Below are 21,214 nucleotides of genomic sequence, written 5' to 3'. Positions count from 1 at the left end.
CCGGGTTAAGGTCTGACCGACGGAAACGGGAGGCACACGGGTGTTGTACGGCACGATGAAGGTTGCCATCGGGGGGCCGCTGAAGGTCGCCTTCAGGCCCTGGGTGGAAGGCCTGGAGAACATTCCGGCGGAGGGCGCCGCCATCCTGGCGAGCAATCATCTCTCCTTCTCCGACTCGTTCTTCCTGCCCGCGGTCCTCGACCGCAAGGTCACTTTCATCGCCAAGGCCGAGTACTTCACCACGCCCGGCGTGAAGGGCCGTCTGACGGCCGCCTTCTTCAAGGGTGTCGGCCAGCTCCCGGTGGACCGCTCCGGCGCACGCGGCGCGGGCGAGGCCGCGATCAAGAGCGGTATGGAGGTCCTGGAGCGCGGTGAGCTCTTCGGCATCTACCCGGAGGGCACGCGCTCGCCCGACGGGCGCCTCTACCGCGGCAAGCCCGGCGGCCTCGCGCGCGTGGCGCTCGCCACCGGCGCGCCGGTCATCCCGGTCGCGATGATCGACACCGAGAAGATCCAGCCGCCGGGGAAGGTCATGCCCAAGCTGATGCGCCCCGGCATCCGCATCGGCAAGCCCCTCGACTTCAGCCGCTACCAGGGCATGGAGCACGACCGCTTCGTGCTGCGCGCGGTCACCGACGAGGTCATGTACGAGATCATGAAGCTCTCCGGCCAGGAGTACGTCGACATGTACGCGACCGCGGCCAAGCGGCAGATCGCGGAGGCGGCGAAGGCCGAGAAGGAACAGGCCAAGGAACAGGCCAAGGAACAGGCCAAGAAGGAGAAGCCCGGGGCCTAGGCTCTCGGTCGAGGGGGGTGGGGGACATGCCCAAGCGCGAGCGTGTCATGAGGATGTCGGTCGAGCAGCCGCTGTGGCGTGCGCTCACCGCGTACCGGGTGCTCACGATGCTGTACGCGGTCGGCCTGTTCGCCACCGCCTATGACGAGTACGACCACGCGGGCATCGCCGTCGTCTACTACGTCGTCCTGTTTCTGTGGACGCTCGCCACCCTGCCCCGCGTCCAGAGCGCGGCCGCCTGCACCAAGCGTTTCCTCGCGGTCGACCTCGCCATCGCCCTCACCGGCATTCTCCTCACCCCGCTCGCCGCCAACGACGCGCACATCCACAGCGGCGGCCCCACCCTGCCGTCGATATGGACCGCCGGCTCGGTCCTCGCGTACGCGATCAAGGGCGGCTGGCGCTGGGCCGCGTTCGCGTCGACGCCGGTCGCCGCCGCCAACCTGATCGAGCGCGGCGCCCCCGCCCGCGACACCGTCCACAACGTGATCCTGGTCTGGGTCGCCTCCATCGCCATCGGCTACGTCGTCGAGGTCGCCCGCGCCTCCGAGCGCACCCTCGCCCGCGCCCTGGAGATCGAGGCCGCAACCCGGGAGCGGGAGCGGCTCGCCCGCGACATCCACGACGGCGTGCTCCAGGTGCTGGCCATGGTGCAACGCCGGGGCGCGGTGCTCGGCGGCGAGGCGGCGGAGCTGGGCCGGATGGCCGGCGAGCAGGAGGTCGCGCTGCGCACCCTGGTCTCCGGCGGGCTGGTCCCCATCTCCCGGGTGTCGGAGGACGCCGCCGAGGGCGCGGTCGTACGGGCCGTGGAGGAGCCGTCGTACGACGAGGACGGTCCGGTGGACCTGCGGGCGCTGCTCGCCCCGTACGCCGCCGCGAAGGTCAGCTTCGCCGAACCGGGAGCGGCCGTTCTGCTGCCCAGGCCCGCCGCGAGGGAGATGGCCGCGGCCGTCGGCGCTGCCCTGGACAACGTGCGCAGGCACGCCGGCGAGGACGCGCGCGCGTGGATCCTCGTCGAGGACGAGCCCGGTGAGGTCGTGGTGACCGTACGGGACGACGGCCCCGGCATCCCCGATGGCCGGCTCGCGCAGGCCGAGGGGGAGGGGCGGCTCGGTGTCGCCCTGTCGATCCGCGGCCGGCTGCGCGACCTCGGCGGAAGCGCCGAACTGATCTCGGTGCCCGGCCAGGGCACGGAGGTCGAACTGAAAGTACCGAAGGACGCGAAGGCGGGGCATCGATGAGTGAGCAGCAGGGCGCGATCAAGGTCATGGTGGTCGACGACCACCCCATGTGGCGCGACGCCGTCGCCCGCGACCTGACCGAGTCCGGCTTCGACGTGGTCGCCACCGCGGGCGACGGCGACCAGGCCGTGCGCCGTGCCAAGGCCGCCGGCCCCGATGTGCTCGTGCTCGACCTGAACCTGCCCGCCAAGCCCGGCGTCCAGGTCTGCAAGGAGCTCGTCGGCCACAACCCTGCGCTGCGCGTCCTGGTGCTGTCGGCGAGCGGAGAGCACGCCGACGTCCTGGAGGCGGTGAAGTCGGGTGCGACCGGCTATCTGCTGAAGTCGGCGTCCACGGACGAACTGCTGGACGCGGTGCGCCGCACGGCCGTCGGCGACCCGGTGTTCACACCGGGCCTGGCCGGACTGGTCCTCGGCGAGTACCGCCGCCTCGCCTCCGAGCCCGCGCCCGCCCCGGACACCGACCAGCCGGGCGCCCCGCAGCTCACCGACCGCGAGACCGAGGTGCTGCGCCTGGTTGCCAAGGGCCTGAGCTACAAGCAGATCGCCGAACGCCTGGTCATCTCCCACCGCACGGTCCAGAACCACGTCCAGAACACCCTCGGCAAGCTCCAGCTGCACAACAGGGTGGAGCTCGTCCGGTACGCCATAGAGCGCGGACTCGACGACGAGTAGGAGCGAACGGCCGCGAGAGCTTGACGGTGCGTAAACCAACCGCCCGCTGATTCACCGGAATTGCCCTTCCTGCCCATCCCTCTGTGACCTGGATCACCATTAGCGTGGCTGTCACCAGGCAACTGCGGCGAAGGGACATTTCCATGCGGGTCGGAGTACTGACCGGAGGCGGCGACTGCCCCGGACTCAACGCCGTCATCCGGGGCATCGTCCGCAAGGGCGTGCAGGAGTACGGCTACGACTTCGTCGGCTACCGGGACGGCTGGCGCGGACCGCTCGAAGGCGACACCGTCCGCCTCGACATCCCCGCGGTGCGTGGCATCCTGCCCCGCGGCGGCACCATCCTCGGCTCCTCGCGCACCAATCCCCTGAAGCAGGAGAACGGCATCCGCCGGATCAAGGAGAACCTCGCCAAGCAGGAGGTCGAGGCGCTCATCGCGATCGGCGGCGAGGACACCCTGGGCGTAGCGGCGCGCCTCACCGACGAGTACGGCGTCCCCGTCGTCGGCGTACCGAAGACGATCGACAACGACCTGTCCGCGACCGACTACACCTTCGGCTTCGACACCGCGGTCGGCATCGCCACGGAGGCCATCGACCGTCTGCACACCACCGCCGAGTCCCACATGCGCGTCCTGGTCTGCGAGGTGATGGGCCGGCACGCCGGCTGGATCGCCCTCCACTCCGGCCTCGCGGGCGGCGCCAACGTCATCCTCATCCCCGAGCAGCGCTTCGACCTCGAACAGGTCTGCGCCTGGATCACCTCCCGCTTCAAGGCCTCGTATGCCCCCATCGTGGTCGTCGCCGAGGGTGCCATGCCCAAGGACGGCGACGTGGTCCTCAAGGACGAGTCGCTCGACTCCTTCGGGCACGTCCGCCTCTCCGGGGTCGGCGAATGGCTCGCCAAGGAGATCGAGAAGCGCACCGGCAAGGAAGCCCGCACGACCGTCCTCGGTCACATCCAGCGCGGCGGCACCCCGAGCGCCTTCGACCGCTGGCTCGCCACCCGCTTCGGCCTGCACGCCATCGACGCCGTCCACGACGGCGACTTCGGCAAGATGGTCGCCCTGCGCGGCACCGACATCGTCCGCGTCCCGATCGCGGAGGCGACGGCGAAGCTCAAGACGGTGGACCCGAAGCTGTACGAGGAAGTCGGGGTCTTCTTCGGCTGATCCTTCGGCCGACGAGGGAACGGAAGTCTGGGGGCTGCGAGCCCCCAGACGGCTACACGGTCGTGTTGCGCAGCTGACCCACCAACTCCCGTACGACAGCCGCACCGTTCAGGGTCAGAATCGACTCCGGGTGGAACTGCACGCCGGCGAACCCAGGGCCCCGTACGGCGTGCACTTCCCCGTTGTCCGACCGGCTCACCTCGACCCCGTGCGCGGCCAACTCCTCCGCCACCTCGTCGTCGCAGCGCGCCACGAAGCTGTTGTAGAAGCCGACGGTCTCCGTCCGCCCGAACAGCTCGATCGTCGTCTGCGCGCCCTGGTACGGCACTTCCTTCCGTACGATCTCCAGGCCCAGCTCGGCCGCGATCAGCTCATGCCCGAGGCAGACGCCCAGCACGCCGTGCCCGTGCCCACGGACGACCCGCGCTGTGAGGTCGCGCAGGAACCGCATCTTGGGGTCGTCCAGGTCGGACGGATCGCCGGGGCCGGGGCCCAGGACGAGCGGCCCCTCGTGCGCGAGCACCGCCTCCCGCAGCCCGGGTTCGTCGTAGCGCCGGACCGTCACCTCCAGGCCGCTCGACCGCAGGACGTGCGCGAGCATCGCGGTGAAGGTGTCCTCCCCGTCGACGACCAGGGCGTGTCCGGTGAGCTCCGCGGACCGCTCCTGCATCCGCAGCCAGAACGGCGCCAGCGAGGCCCGGCGTCCGTCGAGCGCGGCACGCACGCGTGGGTCGTCGGCGAGACGCACGCGCGCGTGCTCCTCCCGCGGCCGCGACGGGCGTACGCCCAGGGCCGCCAGCACACCCGCCGCCTTCGCATGCGTCTCGGCGACCTCGCTCGCCGGGTCCGAACCGCGGACGAGGGTGGCGCCGACGGGGACGCGCAGGTGTCCTTCGGAGGAGATGTCGGCGGTGCGGATCAGGATGGGGGAGTCGAGGGTCTGGGCACCGCCGGAATCCCGGCCGAGCAGCGCCAGCGCACCAGCGTAGTAGCCGCGCCCGCCGACCTCGTGCCGCTCGATGACCCGGCAGGCGTTCTGCACCGGCGAGCCGGTCACGGTGGCCGCGAACATGGTCTCCTTCAGCACCTCGCGCACGTCCAGCGAGGACTTCCCGCGCAACTCGTACTCGGTGTGCGCGAGATGGGCCATCTCCTTCAGCCGCGGGCCCACGACGACCCCGCCCATGTCGCCGACGGTGCACATCATCTTGAGTTCCTCGTCGACGACCATCGACAGCTCCTCGATCTCCTTGCCGTCGGCGAGGAAGTCGAGCAGGTGCTCCGGCGTCGGGCCCTCGGCGGGATATCGGTAGGTTCCGCTGATCGGGTTCATCACGACCGTGCCGCCGGACATCCGCACGTGCACCTCGGGACTGGCCCCGACCAGCGTCCGCTCCCCGGTGTGCACGACGAACGTCCAGTAAGCGCCCCGCTCGCCCTCCAGCAGCCGCCGGAAGAGCGCGAGCGCGTCCGTGCGGGAGAACCCGGGGAGCTCACCCTCGTACGTCCGCCGGATGACGAAGTTGGCGCCCTCGCCCTGCCCGATCTCCTCCCGCAGCACCCGCCCGACGATCTCGCCGTACTCCTCGTCGTCGACGTCGAAACCGCCGCCCGCAACGCGCACGTCGTGCGCCGGGAGCTGGGCGAGGGCATCGGTGAGCGGAATCTCGTACGACTCCTCGGGGGTGAGGAAGGTCAGTGGCGTCCCGTCGTCGCGGACGTCGAAGCCGCGTTCGCGGATCTGGCGGAAGGGGACCAGCGCGAGGCCCTCGTCGGGGAGGTCGGCCAGGCGGTCGTACGTGGTGACCGGACCGAGGAACAGCTCGACCGTCTGCTCGTCGTGGCCGGGGGTGCGGCGGCGGAGCAGGGCGAAGGGGCGGGGGTCGTGCAGGAGCCGTACGAGATCCATGGTTCCTCTTCCGTCGATGTCGAGCGATGTCGAGTCGATGCGATGTCGGTGAGGAACGACCCCGGAAACGCCGAAGGCCGCCCCTCGGGCGGCCTTCGCGAAGTCTTGCGTACGCGCAGTCAGTGGGCCGCCGGATGAGCGGTCCACCACCAGTTCTGGGTCGTAAGCGCGAACATGCGGTGCACCCTACCGCACCGCCGCGCCGTCCGGAGCGTGATCCCTCCGTCTCACCAGTCGAGCGGAGGGAAAACCAGTCGACACGACCCCGTAATGTTTACGGGGTGACCGTGAACGCTAAGACCAGCGCGAGCGCTGGCAACACCTGGCGAGATCTGCCCGCGGCGCAGCAGCCCGAGTACCCCGACACCGAGGCTCTGCGCGCAGTTGTTGCGGACCTCGAGTCGTATCCGCCGCTCGTCTTTGCGGGCGAGTGCGATCAGCTGCGCGCCCGGATGGCGGCCGTCGCCAAGGGAGAGGCGTTCCTCCTCCAGGGCGGCGACTGTGCCGAGGCTTTCGACGCGGTGTCCGCCGACCACATCCGCAACAAGCTCAAGACGCTGCTGCAGATGGGCGCCGTGCTGACGTACGCCGCCTCGGTGCCGGTCGTGAAGGTCGGCCGTATCGCCGGCCAGTACTCCAAGCCGCGCTCCAAGCCCACCGAGACCCGCGACGGCGTGACCCTGCCGACCTACCGCGGTGACTCGGTCAACGGCTTCGACTTCACCGAGGCCGCCCGGATCCCGGACCCGGAGCGGCTGAAGCGGATGTACCACGCGTCGGCCTCGACGCTGAACCTGGTGCGCGCCTTCACCACCGGCGGCTACGCCGACCTGCGCCAGGTGCACGCCTGGAACCAGGACTTCGTGAAGTCGTCCCCCTCCGGCCAGCGCTACGAGCAGCTCGCCCGGGAGATCGACAACGCGCTGAACTTCATGCGGGCCTGCGGCACCGACCCGGAGGAGTTCAAGACCGTCGAGTTCTACTCCTCGCACGAGGCGCTGCTGCTGGACTACGAGTCGGCGCTCACCCGCGTCGACTCGCGCACGGGCAACCTGTACGACGTCTCCGCGCACATGGTGTGGATCGGTGAGCGCACCCGCCAGCTGGACGGCGCGCACATCGAGTTCGCCTCGAAGATCCGCAACCCGATCGGCATCAAGCTCGGCCCGACCACGACGGCCGAGGACGCGCTGCAGTACATCGAGCGCCTCGACCCGGACCGCGAGCCGGGCCGGCTGACCTTCATCGTCCGCATGGGCGCGGACAAGGTCCGCGACAAGCTCCCCGAGCTGGTCGAGAAGGTCACGGCCTCCGGCGCGACCGTGGCGTGGGTGACCGACCCGATGCACGGCAACACCTTCGAGGCGGCCTCCGGTCACAAGACCCGCCGTTTCGACGATGTGCTGGACGAGGTCAAGGGCTTCTTCGAGGTCCACAAGGGCCTGGGCACCCACCCGGGCGGCATCCATGTCGAGCTCACCGGCGATGACGTCACCGAGTGCGTGGGCGGCGGCGACGAGATCTTCGTCGACGACCTGCACCAGCGCTACGAGACGGCCTGCGACCCGCGTCTGAACCGCAGCCAGTCGCTTGACCTGGCGTTCCTGGTCGCGGAGATGTACAGGGACCAGTGACGGGGGTGCCTGTTACAGGGACGTGAATGGGGCGCGGATCACATACGATCCGCGCCCCGCTCCACTTTTGCGGCTCCTGCGTGCCGGGTAAGGTTAGGTTAGCCTCACCGATCAACGGGGATGGCACTTCGATCCCGCCGGGAGGTGAACCGCGTGTTCGTCTGCAGTTGCTTCGGCATCACAGAACAGCAGGTCAAGAAGCACGCGGAGGACGGTGCCTGCACCCCCCGCCAGATAGCGTCGGCCTGCAAGGCGGGCACGGACTGCGGTTCGTGCGTACGCCGTATCCAGGCGCTGCTGGGAAGGGACGCGTGCCCGCGGCGGGACCTCGCCGACCGGGGCAAGCCGGTGCTGTCCGAGATCGCTGACCTCGAGGAAGCCGCCTAGCCCTTCGCCGGCTGTCGGGCTCAGCTCTCCGGCTGTTCGATCAGTTGTGCGATGTAGAGCGCCTCGCCGAGCTTCTCGACCAGTTCCAGCTGGGTGTCGAGGTAGTCGATGTGGTGCTCCTCGTCCTCGAGGATCGACTCGAAGATGTTCGCGGACGTGATGTCGCCCTTTGCGCGCATGACCTCGATGCCGCGCCTGAGCCGGTCGATCGCCTCGACCTCGATCTGCCGGTCCGCCTCGAACATCTCCTTGACCGTCTGTCCCACCCGCACGTGGAAGAGCCGCTGGTAGTTCGGCAGCCCCTCCAGGAAGAGGATCCGGTCGGTGAGCACCTCCGCGTGCTTCATCTCGTCGAAGGACTCGTGCCGGGTGTATTTGGCGAGCTTCGTCCAGCCGAAGTTCTCCTGCATCTTCGCGTGCAGAAAGTACTGGTTGATCGCGGTCAGCTCGCCGGTGAGCTGCTCATTGAGGAATTCGATGACCTCGGGGTCGCCCTGCATCGCAGAGGCTCCTTCCAAGCGGGGGGAACTGGCAGGTTGCGCCGCATGATTGCACCGGCGACGAAGATCGTCCAGTAAGTCTTCGCTTAGTAAGTAAGTGCATGCTCAGTACTAATTGCCCCGGTTTGGCGGGGGCGGTCAAGGGCACCGCCCGAGGTCTGTCAGGATGGAGTCATGGGTCAGCCGGTGGAGCGTGAATCGGGAGAACGCGATTCAGGAGGAGCAGCACAGTCCGAGCTTCCCCCGGGGCAGCGTCTGCAGCGCGGCTGGCCGGTCACGCATTACGGGCCCGTTCCCAAGTTCCGCCCGGAGCGCTGGGAGTTCAGGGTCTTCGGTGCCACGGCGGACGGCGAGAAGCGCTGCTGGACCCACGAGGAGTTCACGGCTCTGCCGTACACCACCGTCGTGGCCGACCTGCACTGCGTCACGAAGTTCAGCATGCTCGGCGCAGAATGGGGCGGCATTCCGGCTCGTACGATCCTTGAGTTCGCACCGCCCGCGCCCACGGTCACCCATGTGATGGTGTGGGCCGAATACGGATTCAGTTCGAACCTGCGCCTGGCGGATTTCGCCTCCGAGCGGACCATCTTCGCCACCCACAAGGACGGCGAACTGCTGACGGCGGAACACGGCTTTCCGCTGCGTCTCGTCGTGCCCCATCTGTATGCCTGGAAGGGCCCCAAGTGGGTGCGCGGTGTGGAGTACATGACCGCCGACCGCCGTGGCTTCTGGGAGGAGCGCGGCTACCACAACATCGGCGACCCCTGGAAGGAACAGCGCTACTCCTACCAGGAGGAGCCCGGGGAGGGCCCCGAGCTCTGATCCCGGTCTTCGCGGGTCAGTGGTGGTACCCGTGCACCACTGCATGGCCCTTGCCGCGGCCGATCATCCACTTGTTGACGGGTGTCGTCACGAAGAAGGCGAGCGCCAGCGAGATCGCGAGCGACCCCCAGAACAGCAGGTCGGAAAGTTCCGCGTCCATCGCGTCCGGCCACAGCACGATCACGCCGTTGTCGATCAGCTCCATCACGGCGATGGACAGGGTGTCCGCGGCCAGCGCCACCCGGAAGGCCGTACGGAAGTCGACGCCGGCGCGCAGCACCCCGCGCAGCGTGAGCGAGTAGCCGAAGAAGAACGCCAGGACGATGGCGAGGATCGTCGTCGGGACGTTGCCCCAGCCGAAGGCCGTGCCGATCACCATGCCCAGCACCTCGCCGATCGCGCAGCCGGTGAGGCAGTGGAGGGTGGCCTGCGCGGCCATGCTCCAGGTGGCGGCCGCCGGGTGATGATGTGCGTCCGGGCCCGTGTGTGCCTGTGTGTGCGCGTGTGCCTCGTGCTGCATGACTGCCCCCAATGTCAGGTGACGGTTCCTGTACCGAGCAGGAACCGTATACCCCCCAGGGGTATTCCGGAACGGGTCAGGAATCGCGTAGTTTCTTCAGCCGCTCCACATCGGCCGCATGCCCCTCCTTGCCGCCGGGCGTCTCGATGATCAGCGGTACGCCCTCGGTGGCGGGGTGGGTCATCAGCGCCCGGAACGGGTCCTCGCCGATGTGACCTGCGCCGATGTTCTCGTGCCGGTCCTTGTGCGCGCCGACCACGTCCTTGGAGTCGTTGGCGTGGATCAGCTTCAGCCGGCCCTCGCCGACCGTGTCCACCAGCAGGTCCAGGGTCTGGTGCATGCCGCTGGGACCGGTCAGGTCGTGGCCGGCCGCGAAGATGTGGCAGGTGTCCAGGCAGACGCCCAGCTTCGGATGGGCGTCCAGCGCCTCGAAGTACGGCCCGAAGTCCCAGGTCCGCGAGCAGAGCGAGGCACCCTGCCCGGCCGTCGACTCCAGCAGCAGGAACGGATCGTCGTCGTGGGTGAGCTCGTCCAGCAGCGGCAGCAGATGCTCCCGTACCTGCTTCAGCGCCACGGACCGGTCCCGGCCGCCCGTCGCGCTGCCCGTGTGCACGACCACGCCGAGCGCCCCGATCTCCCGCCCGCGCCGCAGCGAGTGCCGCAGCGACTCCACCGACTTCTCCACGGTCGCCTCGGTGTGCGAGCCGAAGTTGATCAGGTAGGGGGCGTGCACGTACGCCGGGATCGACTCGGCCGCGCACACCTCGCGGAACTCCTCGTCCTGCCGCGGATTGCCGGCGGGCGTGGCCCAGCCGCGCGGGTTGGCGACGAAGACCTGCACGGTCTCGGCCTTCAGGTCGTGGGCGTAGGACAGACCGACGGAGCGGAGACCACCGGCCACGGGGACATGGCCGCCGACGGGGTTGCGGGACTGCTGACTCTTCACCCGTTCAGGGTGTCATGCGCTGCGACCTGCTCCGTCACCGGATCTTGATGGTGATCGTCGACCCCTTGGGCGCCGTCTCCCCGCCCTTCACGGACTGGTTCTTGACGGTGTCGCCGAACAGGCCGAGCAGACCGCGGTCCTCGTCGACCTTGAAGCCGGCGCCCTCCAGGGCCTTGTGCGCGTCGTCCACGCTGTCGCCGGTGACGTCCGGGACCTCGACCATCTCCGGGCCCTTGGACAGGGTCAGCGTCACCGTGTCACCGTCGGCGGCCTGGCTGTCGCCGGCGGGTGTCTGCGCCGCGACCTGGCCCTTGTCGTACTCGGAGTTGATCCGCGCGGAAGCGACCTTCACCGTCAGGCCGGCGTCCTCCAGGTCGGCCTTCGCGTCCGCCAGGTCCTCACCCGTGACGTCCGGCACGTCCACCGGGCTGCCCTTGCTGACGACCAGGGTGATCGCCGAACCCGCGTGCCGCTTGGTGCCCGCCCCGGGGGTCGTGGAGATCACGGAGCCCTTCGGGACGTCGTCGCTGAACTCCCGGGTGATCATGCCCGGTTCGAGCCCGCTCTTCTTCAGCCGGGCCCTCGCCTCGGCCAGCGGCCGCGCCGACACGTCGGGCACCTGCACGGTCTCCGGGCCGTCGGAGATGGTCAGCGCCACGGACCTGTTGTCGCGGATGCGGGTGCCGGGCGCGGGGTCCGAGCTGATGACCGTGCCCCGCTGCACCGTGTCGCTGTACGCGTGCTTGACCGCGCCGAGGTCGAGGCCTGCCTTCTGCAGCTGCTGGGTGGCCTGCGTCTGGGTCTTCGCCAGCACCGGCGGGACCTTGGTGAACTGGCCGGAGTTGATGTACCACACGCCCGTGCCGACCCCGAGTACCAGCAGCACGGCGACGAGAACGGCGAGCGGACCGCGTCGGGAGCGCGCGCCACGGCGCCGCGGCGGCAGCGGCGGGGGTGTCTCCAGCCGGCTGGTGCGGAGGAACCGGCCGTCGTCCTCGTTCACCGGCAGCGGGCGCGATGGGGGTCCCCCCGCGCGAGCGAAGCCGAGCGTGGGGGAGGTCAGCGCGCGCGGGATCACGCTCGTACGGTCCTCGGAGATGCTCCGGTGGTCCGCGGCGAAGGCCTGCGGCGGCACCGCGTCCAACTGGTCCGCGCTGAGTGCGGCGCGCACCTCGCGGGCCTGCGCGAGCAGCGCCACCGCGTCCTGCGGGCGGAGGCCGGGGGTGCGCGCGGTCGCCGACGCGACGAGCTCGTCCAGCCGGTACGCCAGCCCCGGCACGGCGGCCGACGGCGGCGGGACGTCCTCGTGGATGTGCTTGTAGAGGACGGTGGCCGGGGAGTCCCCGCCGTGCGGACGGTCGCCGGTCAGCATCTCGTACAGGACGACACCGCACGCGTACACGTCGACCCGGGGGTCGGCCGTGCCGTGCTCTATCTGCTCGGGAGCGAGGTAGGAGACGGTGCCGAGGACGGTGCCGGTGGTGTTGGTGACCGTGTCCACGGACCGCACCAGCCCGAAGTCGGCGACCTTGACCCGGCCGTCGTCCCCTATCAGCACGTTCTCCGGCTTCATGTCCCGGTGCACGAACCCGGCGCGGTGCGCGGCGCCGAGCGCGGCGAGCACCGGCTCCAGGATGTCCAGGGCGGCGCGCGGCTGCAGCGCCCCGCGCTCGCGCAGCACGTCACGCAGGGTGCACCCGGCGACGTACTCCATGGCGAGGTAGACGTACGACCCGTCGGTGCCCTGGTCGAAGACCTGCACCACGTTCGGATGGGCCAGCCGCGCGACCGACTTCGCCTCGCGGATGAACCGGTCGACGAAGGTGCCGTCGGCCGCGAGCGTCGGGTGCATCACCTTGAGCGCGAGCACGCGGTCGAGGCGGGTGTCCAGGGCCCTGTAGACCGTGGCCATCCCGCCGACCGCGATCCGCGCGTCCACGCGATAGCGCCCGTCGAGCACCTGCCCGACCAGAGGGTCCTGAAGGGTCGTATCCACGCAGGTGAGTGTACGAGCCGCGACTGACAGGGCTGCCGGTTCGGGTGAGATCGGAGCGGGACTGCAGCCGAGCTGTGACGGACGTCGCACCGACGTCCGGATCTTGTCGAACGCGCGTTCAGAATGCGGGGCGTTCGGGATCCAGGTGCGCGCGCCCCTCGTGCGGCGAGGACGCCTCCGCGAAGTGGCGGCGCGGGATGCGGCCGGCCCGGTACGCCAGCCTGCCCGCCTCCACCGCGTGCTTCATGGCCTCGGCCATCAGCTGCGGCTCCTGTGCTCGCGTCACCGCCGAGGCGAGCATCACACCCGCGCATCCCAGCTCCATCGCGAGCGCCGCGTCCGAGGCCGTGCCGGCGCCCGCGTCCAGGATCACCGGCACGCGCGCGTGCTCGGTGATCAGCTGGAAGTTGTGCGGGTTGCGGATGCCGAGCCCCGAGCCGATGGGCGAGCCGAGGGGCATGATCGCCGCGCAGCCGACGTCCTCCAGCTTGCGGGCGAGGACCGGGTCGTCGTTGGTGTACGGCAGCACGGTGAAACCGTCGTCGACCAGGGTCTCGGCGGCGTCCAGCAGCTCGATCGGGTCGGGCAGCAGGGTGCGCTCGTCGGCGATCACTTCCAGTTTGATCAGTTCGGTGCCGAGCGCCTCGCGCGCGAGACGGGCGGTCAGCACGGCCTCCCCGGCGGTGAAGCAGCCCGCCGTGTTCGGCAGTACCTGGATGCCGAGCTTCTCCAGGACGGACAGGACCGAGCCGTGCACCGAGGGGTCCACGCGCCGCATCGCGACCGTCGTCAGCTCCGTGCCGGACGCCACCAGCGCCCGCTCCAGGACCTCGAGGCTGGGGGCACCGCCGGTGCCCATGATCAGGCGGGACGTGAAGGACGTACCGCCGAGGACAAAGGGGTCGTCGGCCATGGGTCAGCCTCCTTGGACGGCGGTGAGGACCTCGACGCGGTCCCCCTCGCAGAGGGAGGTCGACGGCCATTGCGCGCGCGGGACGACGGTTTCGTTCAGGGCGGCTGCCACTCCGGAGGGGGCCGGGGTCAGCGCGCGTACGACGGTGTCGAGAGCCGTGCCGGAAGCGAACTGGCGGGGCTCCCCGTTGACGGAGATGTTCATGCGGGCTGCTCCAGGAGCGCGAAACGCTTCGGGGTGAACGGGCGGGCCTCGTCCGGGAGTTCACCGGTGGCCAGGGCGTGCGCCATGGCGTCGCCGGTGACCGGGGTGAGCAGGACGCCGTTGCGGTAGTGGCCGGTGGCCAGCAGCAGACCGGGCAGTTCCGTCGGGCCGAGCAGCGGCGCGTTGTCCGGGGAGCCGGGGCGCAGACCCGCCCGTGTCTCCGTCAGCGGCAGCTCCGTGATCCCGGGGACGAGCTCGTGCGCGTCGCGCAGCAGCTCGTACACTCCGCCCGCCGTGACCGTCGTGTCCCAGCCCAGCTCCTCGCTGGTCGCGCCGATCACCAGCTCGCCGCTCTCGCGCGGCACCAGGTAGACATGGCTGCCGCGCACGACGGCGCGCACCGTGCGGCTCAGGAACGGCGCGTACCGCTTCGGCACGGTCAGCCGCAGCACCTGCCCCTTCACGGGGCGTACGGGCGGCAGCACGTCGTCCGGGACGCCCGGCAGCCGTCCGCTGAGGCTGCCGGCGGCCAGGACCAGCTGACCCGCGCCCAGCTCGGCGCCGTCGGTCGTGGTGACGCCGCAGGCCCGGTCCCGTACGACATGGAGCCGCTCGGCCCACGCCCGGTGGAACACGACTCCGGCCTGCTCGCACGCGGCCACCAGCGCGCGTGCCAGCCGCCGCGGGTCGATCTGGTGGTCGCCGTCGACCCTCAGCCCCCCGCGCACGCCCGGTGCGAGCATCGGCTCCAGGCGCCGGCAGTCGCGCCCCGAAAGCCACTCCGACTCCAGGCCCGACTCCCGCTGCAGGGCGTGCAGTTCGCGCAGATGGGCGCGGTCGTCGGAGTCCAGGGCGACGGCGAGCGTGCCGCACTGGCGGTAGCCGAGGTCGTGGCCGGTGAGGTCGGTGAGCTCGGCCGCGAAGTCCGGGTAGCGGCGGGCCGAGGCCAGGTTGAGGCCGAGCAGTGTCTGCTCGCCGTAGTGCAGCTCCGTGACCGCGGCCAGCATCCCGGCGGCCACCTGGGCGGCCCCGCCGCCCGGTTCGGGGTCCAAGACGGCCGTGGCGAAGCCGCGCTGCGCGGCCCGCCAGGCCGTGACCAGGCCGATGATTCCGCCCCCGATGACGAGGACGTCTGACGTACGTGACGACATGGGCGTCCAGCCCCTCCCTTCGCCGGCATGACCCGGATCAGGTTCGTACGGTCGGAGGCCGCCAGCCTCCCTCTCAGCCCGGTGCGTCCGGGCTCCCGCGAGTGCTTGTACGTTGGCCACCCTAGCCCGACACTCCGCGCCTCTGTAAGGGAGCCTTCCGTCATGCCCCGCTCGCTGGACGGCCTCGTCCTCGCCCCCGTCGCCGACCAGGCCCCAGGTCAGGTGGGTACGCGGACCCGGTTCACCTACCACGAGCAGGGCGGCGAGGTCTGGGCCGAGTACGCGGGCGGCGAGGTCGTGCGCGGCCATCTGGTGGGTACTCGGTCAGGTGACCGATTGGACTTCCGGTACGTCCAGCTGGGGCACGACGGGACGACATCCTCGGGGCACTGCGTCTCGACTGTCGTGGAGCTGCCGGACGGGCGGGTGCGACTGGAGGAGACGTGGGAGTGGGAGTCGCAGTCCGGCAGCGGCACCAGTGTTGTGGAGCAGGTCACTGAGCACGACGCCTGACTGACAAACAGTCAGTTGTCTATGGTGATCTGTTGACGGAGCTACGCCGAACGTGCTGCTACCAGCGGGTTTGCCGCCGGTAGCAGCGTCGCTCAGGCCGCCTGGGCCGTCTCTGGGCCGTCGTGAGCTTTCCGGGCCGCTTCGTACACGCCGTCCACGGCTGAGCGGGTGCGGCTTTCGCTGCTCGGCATGAGGTGTGTGTAGACCTTCAGTGTGAATCCCGGATCACTGTGTCCGAGGTACTGACTCAGAGCCTTGATGCTCTCGCCCGCGTCCAGCAGGACGGAGGCGTAGAAGTGCCTCAGCGCGTGCATGCCGTCCTCGCGCGACGCTTGGGCCCGCTTGCCCCGCTCAGGCTTCGGGATGACGCCTGCGGCCACGAGAGCGGGCTTCCAGACGCTGAGGTTGAAGGCGTTCCGGTGCAGCGCCGAACCGTCCTCGTTGGTGAAGATCAGCTTCTTCGTCACCAGAGGGCCGTCCAGAGTGCGCCACGGCAGGGTGACATCTACGGGTGGGAATCGCTTGATGTGGGCAGCAAGGGCGGCGCTGACCTCCTGGGGGAGAGGTGTGTCACGGATCTTTCCGCCCTTCGGCGGCGCGAAGACCAGATGCTTATTGATCGGCTTCACCTGGTAACCCACGTGCAGCCAACCCGTGAGGAAGTCCACCTCATCGACCGGAAGGCCGAAGATTTCGCCTTGCCGCAATCCGCAGCCTCCCCCGACGTCGACGGTTGCCTCGAAGCGTCCCGGGAGCGCTGCACGCACGGCGAACACACGGTCAACACCCCACGGCCGTACGCGGCCGGCAGCGGGCTTCGGGGCCCTGACCGATCCGGCGCGGCATGGGTTCCTGGCAATAAGCCGATCGTCCACGGCAGCCCTGAAGACGGACGAGACGTTGCCGAAGATCGCCCGTCGGTATGACGTGGCCAGCCCAGACGATTCAAGAGCGTGGGACCACACTCGGATGTGCTCGGGATGGAACGAGCCGAGCGGACGGGAGCCGATGTACGGGAAGGCGTGCAGGCGTAGCCGAGTCCCGACGGCCGTGCGGGTTGCCACGTCCGTCGTCTGGGCTGCGATCCAGCGTTCCGCGTACTGCTGGAACGTGGTCCGACTGGCCCGCGGGTCGATGTACTGGCCGCGCGTCATATCAGCTTCAATCTGCGCGAGCCACTTCTCAGCGATGCGCTTCTGTCCGTCGGGGAAGCTCTTGGACTTCTCCGAGCCGTCGGGGCCGATGTACCGGGCGCGGTAGCGCAGGCCGGTCCCGTGCCGGTCGGTCTTGACGCGGACGGTCTTGCCGTCGGTGTCGGTCTCGGTCTTGTACCAGCGGTCTTGGATGTGGCCAGCCATGGGGGCTGACTCCCTTCTCGGTAGCAGGGCGCGACGGGGCCTGGTTGGCTCCGTCCGGCCGGTTTCGGGGTGTGCTGGACCGGGCCCGCTACTTGCTAGGGGCCTGATCACTGGGGGTTTGGGGTGCTAGCGGGGCTGCTACCGGTAGCGGGTGGGGTGCTACCGGTAGCAGGGCTCCGGCGGGTCTCAGGGAGGCTGAGACAGGGCGTCTCGGGTGCCTCCAGGAGGGGGTTTTCGGGGGTGCTGGGGGCGTGCCTCCCTGCCTCCCTGAGAGGCCATTTGCGCTGATCAGGTGGAGGGAGGCGGGTCAGGGAGGCGGTTAGGGAGTTCTCCCTCCCTCCCTGGGCCGACGGGGTGTGCCTCCCTGTCGTTCGCGGTGTCCGCTGGGGCCTGGCGGGGAGGCGGAGACAGGGGCCGGGAACGGTCGTCAGAGGGGGTTTTCGGGAGGGTTGCGGCGGTGCCTCCCCGCCTCCCCGAACGGCTGTCTGTGCTGGTCAGTGGGGGGATGCGGGGTGGGGAGGCGGAGGGGGAGTTCTCCCCGCCTCCCCGGCCCGGCGGGCGGTGCCTCCCCGCCATCCGGACGGCTCAGGCCGCGTCGCTGAGGGCGGTTCGTTCGGCTTCCCACGCCTTCACGGCGGCGGGGTTGAAGCGGAGGTAGCGGCCAACGCGGAAGCCGGGCGGGCCGATGCGCTTGCGGCGCCACTGGTAGACGGTCTCGACGCTCGGGAGGCTGAACATGGTGACCAGGTCTTCGGGGGTGAGGTAGCGGTCCGGGAGGCCGCCGCGCAGGGTGGCGCGCGGGTCGGTTGGCTCTTCGGTGGCCATGGCGGTGGTGACTCCTCGTGTCCGTGGTGGGGTGCGTGGGAGTGGTGCCGGTCGCCGTCCTAGAGAGTTGGTGTATCGCAGCGTCCGCAGCGCCCTAGCGTCCGCACGGCCGCGTTGCCGCAGGCCAGTGGGGGTGAGGGAGGTGGACGCTCGTGCGGACGCTGTGGACGCTGGACGGCTGTAGCGTCCGCAGCTTTGGACGTGTCCGGGCCGCTGGTGTGCGGCCCGGCCCGGCGGGTGTTCCGGCTACGTCAGTGCTGGTCGGGCAGGGGTTCAAGGTGCCCCGGGGGGGCCACCTCCGGCCAGAGGGAGGCTTGTTCGGGTGCGGACGCTGACTCGTCCTCGTCGGGTGCGCGGGTCAGCGTGAGGAGTCGGTGGCGGTGCCGGTCGCGGCTACGCTGCGTGTCGTCCACCATGATTCCGATGGACCGCAGGAGCGGGGCGAGCCGCTTGACGCGTCCGCTGGCGCGGGTGGCGTCCTTGGGCCAGTTCGGCGGCCGGACCAACGGGGTCGGCAGGGCTTCGAGCAACTGCCCCGCGGTGCCCTGCCAGGTCCCTGCCTGCTCGACCAGGTGAGCGATCGCCATGGCGAACAGGTCGCCCTCCATCGCATCCGTGGCGACGTTCGCCGACGTGGCCAGGTAGTCGTCAAGGGTGTTCCAGCCCTGCGTCTGGTCGACGGCCGCGAGCACGCGGGCGAAGTCGGCCATGCGCGGCATGGACTCCAGCCGCACCCCCGGCAGCACCGCGAGCACGCAGGCCAGCACGTCGAACAGGGCCCCGAGCACGGCCGGGCGGACCGCGTTGAAGGTGGCGTCCAACTCCTCTTCCGAGCGCCGGTGTTCGGAGTCGATGAGCTGCAGGTCGAGCATGAGGACGCGTTCGGCCAGGTCCCCGGCGAGAGCTCCCGCGTCGATCGTGGTCAAGGCCAGCACCCGCTTGAAGGTGAGCACCACCACGTCGTCATCGGTGTACAGGGCGCGGTCGACGACGCCGTCACCGGTCACGGCCTTGCAGAGGGTGTCCGACAGCCACGGCGGGATGGTGGAGATGTTGTCCAGGCACAGCGCCCATGAGCTGAACGCCTGCCGCGACCACGCCTTTTCGTCCCGTGGCTGGCTGCGCTTGGCGGCCGGGGACGGGTCGATGAGGTTGATGAACATCTGCGCTGCCTTGGACTTGCCCGTGCCCTGCTCGCCCTTGCAGACCACGGCCGGGTGTGGGATGTCCGGGATCCACGCGGCCACGAGCCACGCGACGAGCTGGTGAAACGAGGGCTCGTCCATGTTCAGCAGCGCGTGCAGTTTGGCCAGTCCGTCACCGTCGAGGACGGGTTCGGGCATCGGGGCCATGGCGCCGGAGCGGCGGAAGAGTACCGGGGCCCGGTCGACGACGTTCCAGCCGGTCGCGGTGACCACGACCGCGCGGCCGTCGGCGCTGCCGAGGTCGACCACGATGGCGCCGGCCGGGTCGCGTCCCACTCGCAGGTGGACGGGTTCGGGGTCGGTGTCCTCTGCGATGCCTTCCAGGACGGTCATGGCGTCGGCGAGCGCGGACTGTGAGGCGACCTCGCCGGGGTAGGCGTCGGCGAACTGCCGGGCCAGCCGCTGACGTAGCCCGCCCTTGTTCCGCAGTGGCAGCGCGATGTTCGGCCCGGCGAGTGCGACCGCGTAGGGGCGGCCGTCGGGGGACATCACGAACCGGTACTGCTCGCGCGCCATGGCCACGATCCGGGCGGCGGCCGGAGGCTGCTTGCCGCCGTCGGCCCCAGTGTCGGGGGTCGATCGGCGGCCGGTCGATCGGGTCGGGCGGCGGGTGTTCACGGAGTCGGCCGACTCGTTCACGGCGGTGTTCACCGTGTCCACGGATCGGGGCGTGCCGTTCACGGAGCCGTTCACGGTGTTCATGCGGACACCGCCTCTCCGGTCGGGCCCGTGCACACGCGCGCCGATCGGGGCGCCCGGAGGCAGGCGGGCCGTACGATCGGCCGCCGGACCGGGCGGTGCGCGGTCGATTCCACGGGGTCAGCCATAGACCGTTCCTTCTTGTTCATTGGCCTGTTCACGACCGGGGGCGTCTGGCCTGTGACGCCAGGCGTGACGTGGCTCGTCACGCTGGTCAGGGCCGTGTGGTGAACAGCGGCGAGTCGGGCCAACAGGGGCCAGTCGACCGGACGGACGACTGGCGCAGTCGGGTCGGCCCACGCCAGCAGGAGCAGAGCGAGGGAGAGCGGAAGCCGATCGCCCTTGGCCTGGTTGCAGGGCCTGCAGGCGAGCATGAGCGAGGTGACCGACCACGACCGCCACAGCGAGCACGGAACGATGTGATCGAGGGTGGCCTCACTCAGGTCGGTGAACACCCGGCGGCAGTAGGTGCAGCGGGGCCCGTGGCGGCGCGCGAGCTGTTCCTTGCGCACGCGCCGCCGTGCGGAGTTGAGCGGGTGTCCGTGCCTCATTCCGACTCCTCCGAGGCCCGGAGCTGAGCGTCCATCAGTTCGGCCTGTACGTCGCTGACCTGGCCGTCAAGGATGCGCTGGTAAATCGCTTCGCTCTCCAGGTACATGCGGTCCTGGTAGTTCAGGCTGTCGCTCATGCCGCACGCCCCAGGGCGCCCACGGAGCTGGGGATGGTCCATGTGATCGGCGTGCCGGTCAGCCGGGCCCGCAGCTCGGTCACGGCCGCGCGGTGGATCTTCCCGACCTGGATCACGGACAGGCCCATGACGCGCGCGATCTGCTCGCGCGACAGGTCGTCGAAGATGGTGAGCACGATCACCTGCCGCTGCCGGTCCGGCATGGTGGCCAGCACGCGGTTCAGGTCGACCGTGAGCCGAACGGACTCTTCCGGCCGGGAGTGGTCGTCTCGCGCGGCCAGGTCGGCGGTGAGGTCGTCGTAGCCCTCCGGCGTCGTCTCGCGCCAGCTCCGGGAGCTCTGCCGGTACAGGCCCAGCGTCCACCGCGCCTGCTGTGCGACGAACCCGTACAGCTTGTCCTCCGGCTTGCTCGGGTCGATCTTGTGCAGCGTCTTGCCGAGTTCGATCCACGTGTCCTGCGCCAGGTCGCGGGCCAGCTCACGGTCATGGACGCGGTTCCAGAGGAACTTGACGGTCCAGTCGAAGTAGCGGGCGTACAGCCGCCCCCAGCGCTCCGAGTCGATCGGCGGGATGCTCCGGTCCGGCAGACCGAGTTCCGTGGCGGTCTTGCCGTAGACGGCCGTCAGGACGTCCGCGTACCGGGCCTGCGGGACGCTCTCACCGCGCTCCCACTTGCCGATGTGCACCAGAAGCGTGCGGTCGTGCGTCGGCATCTTGGCGTCCTGCGCCTTGGCCTCCACGCGCATCCGGTGGATCACCTCAGCCACGTCCCACCCGCGCTCCATACGCGCCGTGTACAGAGCCGTGCGCTGCTGAGTGGACTGTTCAGCGATGGTTCCAGGCATGATGGATGTACCCCTTCGAGGGTCGGGGAGCGGCTGACTGCTTGGCGGTAGGTGGCCGCTCCCTGCTGTGTCGGGCCATGGCGACGTATGTGCGTCATGGCCCGCTTTCGCGTTCCGATCTGGTGCGCACCAGTAGTTTCCATCTGGTGCGCACCAGATGCAAGAGGGTGCACGCGGAATCTGGGTGATTCGCGGTTGCTGCATGCTTCGAGGGAA

The 21,214-nt window shown here is 69.9% G+C and carries 23 protein-coding genes and 1 riboswitch; of the genes, 8 read left to right on the top strand and 15 right to left on the bottom strand.

The window, feature by feature from the left end; translation table 11 throughout:
* Window positions 1-55 precede the first annotated feature (55 nt).
* The 4 genes from EDD92_RS13935 to EDD92_RS13920 all read left to right on the top strand — a co-directional run bounded on the left by EDD92_RS13935 (window position 56) and on the right by EDD92_RS13920 (window position 3,883).
* Complete coding sequence (locus tag EDD92_RS13935) at window positions 56-796, top strand: 1-acyl-sn-glycerol-3-phosphate acyltransferase (protein WP_123964604.1); 741 nt, start codon at window positions 56-58, stop codon at window positions 794-796.
* 26 nt (window positions 797-822) lie between these two features.
* On the top strand, window positions 823-2,037 hold the full coding sequence (gene macS, locus EDD92_RS13930; protein ID WP_123964603.1) for a MacS family sensor histidine kinase: 1,215 nt from the start codon (window positions 823-825) through the stop codon (window positions 2,035-2,037).
* Window positions 2,034-2,711: a response regulator transcription factor gene (locus EDD92_RS13925; protein WP_030932695.1), complete on the top strand. Its 678-nt coding sequence runs from the start codon at window positions 2,034-2,036 to the stop codon at window positions 2,709-2,711. Before macS ends, EDD92_RS13925 begins: the two co-directional genes overlap by 4 nt.
* Window positions 2,712-2,854: 143 nt before the next feature.
* Window positions 2,855-3,883: a 6-phosphofructokinase gene (locus EDD92_RS13920; RefSeq protein ID WP_030932697.1), complete on the top strand. Its 1,029-nt coding sequence runs from the start codon at window positions 2,855-2,857 to the stop codon at window positions 3,881-3,883.
* Between the two features lie 52 nt (window positions 3,884-3,935).
* Here EDD92_RS13920 and EDD92_RS13915 read toward each other — a convergent pair whose 3' ends face one another.
* Complete coding sequence (locus EDD92_RS13915; RefSeq protein ID WP_123964602.1) at window positions 3,936-5,792, bottom strand: anthranilate synthase family protein; 1,857 nt, start codon at window positions 5,790-5,792, stop codon at window positions 3,936-3,938.
* Window positions 5,793-5,911: 119 nt separating this feature from the next.
* Window positions 5,912-5,968 carry a trp operon leader peptide gene (locus tag EDD92_RS52410; protein ID WP_123970384.1) on the bottom strand — a complete coding sequence of 19 codons (57 nt, stop codon included), beginning with the start codon at window positions 5,966-5,968 and terminating at the stop codon, window positions 5,912-5,914.
* Between the two features lie 105 nt (window positions 5,969-6,073).
* On the opposite strand from EDD92_RS52410, the gene EDD92_RS13905 reads away from it, so the two are divergent.
* Window positions 6,074-7,426 carry a class II 3-deoxy-7-phosphoheptulonate synthase gene (locus tag EDD92_RS13905; protein WP_123964601.1) on the top strand — a complete coding sequence of 451 codons (1,353 nt, stop codon included), beginning with the start codon at window positions 6,074-6,076 and terminating at the stop codon, window positions 7,424-7,426.
* A gap of 153 nt (window positions 7,427-7,579) precedes the next feature.
* On the top strand, window positions 7,580-7,813 hold the full coding sequence (locus EDD92_RS13900) for a bacterioferritin-associated ferredoxin (protein ID WP_030932705.1): 234 nt from the start codon (window positions 7,580-7,582) through the stop codon (window positions 7,811-7,813).
* Window positions 7,814-7,833: 20 nt separating this feature from the next.
* On the opposite strand, the gene bfr is transcribed toward EDD92_RS13900, so the two are convergent.
* Entirely contained in the window at window positions 7,834-8,313 is a 480-nt protein-coding gene (bfr, locus tag EDD92_RS13895; RefSeq protein ID WP_123964600.1) for a bacterioferritin, read from the bottom strand.
* Between the two features lie 174 nt (window positions 8,314-8,487).
* Here bfr and EDD92_RS13890 point away from each other — a divergent pair, with 174 nt between their 5' ends.
* The gene (locus tag EDD92_RS13890) at window positions 8,488-9,135 is read left to right on the top strand and encodes a sulfite oxidase-like oxidoreductase (RefSeq protein ID WP_030932711.1); all 648 of its coding nucleotides are present in this window, start codon (window positions 8,488-8,490) and stop codon (window positions 9,133-9,135) included.
* Window positions 9,136-9,151: 16 nt separating this feature from the next.
* On the opposite strand, the gene EDD92_RS13885 is transcribed toward EDD92_RS13890, so the two are convergent.
* The 6 genes from EDD92_RS13885 to thiO form a co-directional block, all read right to left on the bottom strand.
* Window positions 9,152-9,655: a DUF4396 domain-containing protein gene (locus EDD92_RS13885; RefSeq protein WP_123964599.1), complete on the bottom strand. Its 504-nt coding sequence runs from the start codon at window positions 9,653-9,655 to the stop codon at window positions 9,152-9,154.
* A 76-nt stretch (window positions 9,656-9,731) separates the two neighbouring features.
* Complete coding sequence (locus EDD92_RS13880; protein WP_099928205.1) at window positions 9,732-10,601, bottom strand: deoxyribonuclease IV; 870 nt, start codon at window positions 10,599-10,601, stop codon at window positions 9,732-9,734.
* Window positions 10,602-10,635: 34 nt separating this feature from the next.
* A complete protein-coding gene (gene pknB, locus EDD92_RS13875; protein ID WP_185124009.1) occupies window positions 10,636-12,597 on the bottom strand; it encodes a Stk1 family PASTA domain-containing Ser/Thr kinase in 1,962 nt (653 codons plus the stop codon).
* A 118-nt stretch (window positions 12,598-12,715) separates the two neighbouring features.
* Window positions 12,716-13,510, bottom strand: a complete 795-nt coding sequence (locus EDD92_RS13870) for a thiazole synthase (protein WP_123964598.1) — start codon at window positions 13,508-13,510, stop codon at window positions 12,716-12,718.
* A gap of 3 nt (window positions 13,511-13,513) precedes the next feature.
* Entirely contained in the window at window positions 13,514-13,714 is a 201-nt protein-coding gene (gene thiS / locus EDD92_RS13865; protein WP_030932727.1) for a sulfur carrier protein ThiS, read from the bottom strand.
* Window positions 13,711-14,865 (bottom strand): glycine oxidase ThiO, encoded by a 1,155-nt coding sequence (gene thiO / locus EDD92_RS13860; protein ID WP_123964597.1) that lies wholly within the window; start codon window positions 14,863-14,865, stop codon window positions 13,711-13,713. The genes thiS and thiO overlap by 4 nt, the downstream gene beginning before the upstream one ends.
* A riboswitch (TPP riboswitch) is annotated at window positions 14,863-14,974 on the bottom strand. Its footprint overlaps the gene before it by 3 nt.
* A gap of 53 nt (window positions 14,975-15,027) precedes the next feature.
* Here thiO and EDD92_RS13855 point away from each other — a divergent pair.
* A complete protein-coding gene (locus tag EDD92_RS13855) occupies window positions 15,028-15,378 on the top strand; it encodes a hypothetical protein (protein ID WP_123964596.1) in 351 nt (116 codons plus the stop codon).
* A 92-nt stretch (window positions 15,379-15,470) separates the two neighbouring features.
* On the opposite strand, the gene EDD92_RS13850 is transcribed toward EDD92_RS13855, so the two are convergent.
* The 6 genes from EDD92_RS13850 to EDD92_RS13830 all read right to left on the bottom strand — a co-directional run bounded on the left by EDD92_RS13850 (window position 15,471) and on the right by EDD92_RS13830 (window position 20,998).
* A complete protein-coding gene (locus tag EDD92_RS13850; RefSeq protein ID WP_123964595.1) occupies window positions 15,471-16,736 on the bottom strand; it encodes a site-specific integrase in 1,266 nt (421 codons plus the stop codon).
* A gap of 585 nt (window positions 16,737-17,321) precedes the next feature.
* Window positions 17,322-17,561 carry an AlpA family transcriptional regulator gene (locus EDD92_RS13845; protein ID WP_123964594.1) on the bottom strand — a complete coding sequence of 80 codons (240 nt, stop codon included), beginning with the start codon at window positions 17,559-17,561 and terminating at the stop codon, window positions 17,322-17,324.
* A gap of 251 nt (window positions 17,562-17,812) precedes the next feature.
* The gene (locus EDD92_RS13840; RefSeq protein ID WP_123964593.1) at window positions 17,813-19,468 is read right to left on the bottom strand and encodes an ATP-binding protein; all 1,656 of its coding nucleotides are present in this window, start codon (window positions 19,466-19,468) and stop codon (window positions 17,813-17,815) included.
* A complete protein-coding gene (locus tag EDD92_RS13835; protein WP_123964592.1) occupies window positions 19,465-20,016 on the bottom strand; it encodes an HNH endonuclease in 552 nt (183 codons plus the stop codon). The genes EDD92_RS13840 and EDD92_RS13835 overlap by 4 nt, the downstream gene beginning before the upstream one ends.
* The gene (locus tag EDD92_RS49820) at window positions 20,013-20,153 is read right to left on the bottom strand and encodes a hypothetical protein (RefSeq protein WP_185124008.1); all 141 of its coding nucleotides are present in this window, start codon (window positions 20,151-20,153) and stop codon (window positions 20,013-20,015) included. Before EDD92_RS49820 ends, EDD92_RS13835 begins: the two co-directional genes overlap by 4 nt.
* Window positions 20,150-20,998 carry an RNA polymerase sigma factor gene (locus EDD92_RS13830; RefSeq protein WP_185124007.1) on the bottom strand — a complete coding sequence of 283 codons (849 nt, stop codon included), beginning with the start codon at window positions 20,996-20,998 and terminating at the stop codon, window positions 20,150-20,152. The genes EDD92_RS49820 and EDD92_RS13830 overlap by 4 nt, the downstream gene beginning before the upstream one ends.
* Window positions 20,999-21,214 lie beyond the last annotated feature (216 nt).

Source organism: Streptomyces sp. TLI_185 (assembly GCF_003814765.1).
Taxonomy (GTDB): domain Bacteria; phylum Actinomycetota; class Actinomycetes; order Streptomycetales; family Streptomycetaceae; genus Streptomyces.
Note: the sequence above shows the minus strand (reverse complement) of the source record. Positions and strands in the feature narration are given on the sequence as shown.